Origin of the sequence: Pararobbsia alpina, from assembly GCF_902859895.1 — a bacterium.
Classification (GTDB): domain Bacteria; phylum Pseudomonadota; class Gammaproteobacteria; order Burkholderiales; family Burkholderiaceae; genus Pararobbsia; species Pararobbsia alpina.
On the sequence record NZ_CADIKM010000134.1, the window covers coordinates 1 to 2,155 of the forward strand.

Genomic DNA, 2,155 nt, shown 5'->3' on the forward strand with positions numbered 1-2,155 from the left:
ACTAAGCCGCCACTGATCGGTAAAAGTCCATGATGCCGGCTAGCCCTTCGGGATCTTAGAAAAAACCTATGTGATCGATAGAAACTATTACATTACAGGATAAATAGTGAGGGTATATACTTAATTCAATTGTCGTCGCAGCACACTGGCGGCACTCTCAATCGCCCTTCGCGGCCGATAACTGGAGGGTTTCGCCATGCTCAACTCATTCCCGCCGTCGCTCTCGCTTCGACGTTGGCCTCGCCGGCCGCGCTGGCCGTTTCGTTCGCTCAGTCGAACGGGTCTGTCACCCGCGCTCAGGTGCGCGCCGAGTTCGTCCAGCTCGGGAAGGCTGGCTATCACATGGGCGACGGCGATCACACTACCTACCCGGCTGGAATCCACGCCGCCGAATCCAGGGTGGCTGAGCAAAATGAAGTAACAGATAGCTCGGGTGGCGTAGCCGGTGTGTCGGAATTCGGTGCCCCCACACCGCCCCGCGCTGAAGCCACCGGCAACATGAAATCGATTTACTTCGGTCATTAACTGCCTGGTTGGCGGGTGCAGTTCGCCCCGGCATCACAGATGTTTGCAGTGCACCTGGATGACCGCAAGATCAAGCGTCAAAGCAAATGACAAATTATGAAAGTTCGTAACGCGAGCCGCTGGGCGCCCCGGGGCCTTCGCGGCTGGTATTTCGCAGCCCTCGCGCTCATCGTCGCAAGCGGGGGCCGGCTGCTGCTGAGTCCCCTGCTCGGGCCCATCATGCCCGGAACGGCCTACTTCATCGCTGCGGCGCTGATCGCATATTTTTTTGGAATGGTGCCGGCGCTCGCCGTTATGGGGTTTGGCCTGTTGATAGCAGACTACCTGTTCGTGCCGCCTTATCAGCAAATTGGCGTTCTCGATCAGTCCGACGTCGACTTGATCGTCTCGCTTCCGCTCGTCAGCATTTTAGTGATCTGCCTGATCGAGAGATTGCGCCGCTCACAGTTCCGTACCGAACTCATCGGCCTCGTGGCGCAATCCCGCTATGAAATGCTTTTGCGTGCTGATAACGAGCGGTTGTTGGCCGGTCGCGCGGTAGACGAGACGCATCGGCTGCTTCGGCATCTTCCTCGTTACCACGACGACATTATTCTGATCCAGGCACCCGATCGACGGACGGCGCTCGACGACCCCGGCGGCGCCCGTGTTGCCGGCCCGGAGAGGATTGCAGCGGCTACCGCGCCGGGGCTGCGCTACGAGCATGTTCATTCCGATGACATCAAGCTCCTGTTGCCGACGCTTACGCCCGGCAACCATCGCGCGCGCGTGGACATGGGTGCCGGAACGTTCAAGCCAATGGACTGCATCTGCGAACGCTTTACGACGCACGCAGGTGACTTTCTGGTCTTACGGCTTGGGGGCTGAGTTTGTCAGATACAAAGTCGTTGTTCAACGAAGGCGGAGATCACGCGGTCCTCCTGATCCATGGCCTCTCCAGTTCGCCGCTCGAGATGCGCTTCCTTGCCCGGGCTCTTGAGCGCAACGGCTTCGCGACCTGCGCGCCCACGTTTGACGGCTATAGCGCGGGATCACCTGAACGCAAGATGGAAGCATGGCTCGCGGCGGCCATTCGAGAATTCGACGAGCTGTCCGGTCGGTATGCCCATGTTTCTGTTTGCGGTCTTTCGATCGGGGCAACATTGGCGCTGGCGCTTGTCAGGCATCGCCCGGCGGCTCAAGCCATTGTCCTCCTGTCTGTCACGCTCGCCTACGACGGATGGGCAATACCGTGGTATCGATTCCTGCTGGGAGTGGCTTATTACACGCCCATGCGCGGGAGGTGGCGATATCGCGAGGGGGCGCCATTCGGACTCAGGAACGAGGCGCTGCGAGCCAAAATTGCTCGGGCAATGCAGAAGGACGCATTCAGCGAAGTTGGCCCTTCCACCATTTCCCTGCCGGCGCTCCACGAAGCGTCGCGCCTCGCCAAGAGCGTGCGCGGCTTTGTCCGCGATATAAAGAACGACTGCCTGATCATTCACGCCATCGACGATGAAACAGCGAATCCCAACAACGCGAGATTTGTCAGCTCGCACATTGGCTCCACGTTCCTGCGTTCGATTTATCTGGACGATTCGTATCACATGATTACGTCCGACAACGAACGCGAAATCGTCGCGCGGGAAGT

The 2,155-nt window shown here is 59.0% G+C and carries 3 protein-coding genes; all 3 read left to right on the forward strand.

Annotated elements, in window-relative coordinates; all coding sequences use genetic code 11:
- Positions 1 to 207: 207 nt before the first annotated feature.
- Positions 208 to 525, forward strand: a complete 318-nt coding sequence (locus HV670_RS29765; RefSeq protein ID WP_425511493.1) for a DUF4148 domain-containing protein — start codon at positions 208 to 210, stop codon at positions 523 to 525.
- A 96-nt stretch (positions 526 to 621) separates the two neighbouring features.
- Positions 622 to 1,392, forward strand: a complete 771-nt coding sequence (locus HV670_RS29770; protein ID WP_175108510.1) for a DUF4118 domain-containing protein — start codon at positions 622 to 624, stop codon at positions 1,390 to 1,392.
- Positions 1,393 to 1,412: 20 nt separating this feature from the next.
- The coding region (locus tag HV670_RS29775; RefSeq protein WP_246258126.1) for an alpha/beta hydrolase at positions 1,413 to 2,155 on the forward strand (743 nt) is incomplete at its 3' end.

Excerpts from the sequence above, each read along its gene's own strand:
- HV670_RS29770 (WP_175108510.1), top strand. The coding sequence starts at position 622 with ATGAAAGTTCGTAACGCGAGCCGCTGGGCGCCCCGGGGCCTTCGCGGC.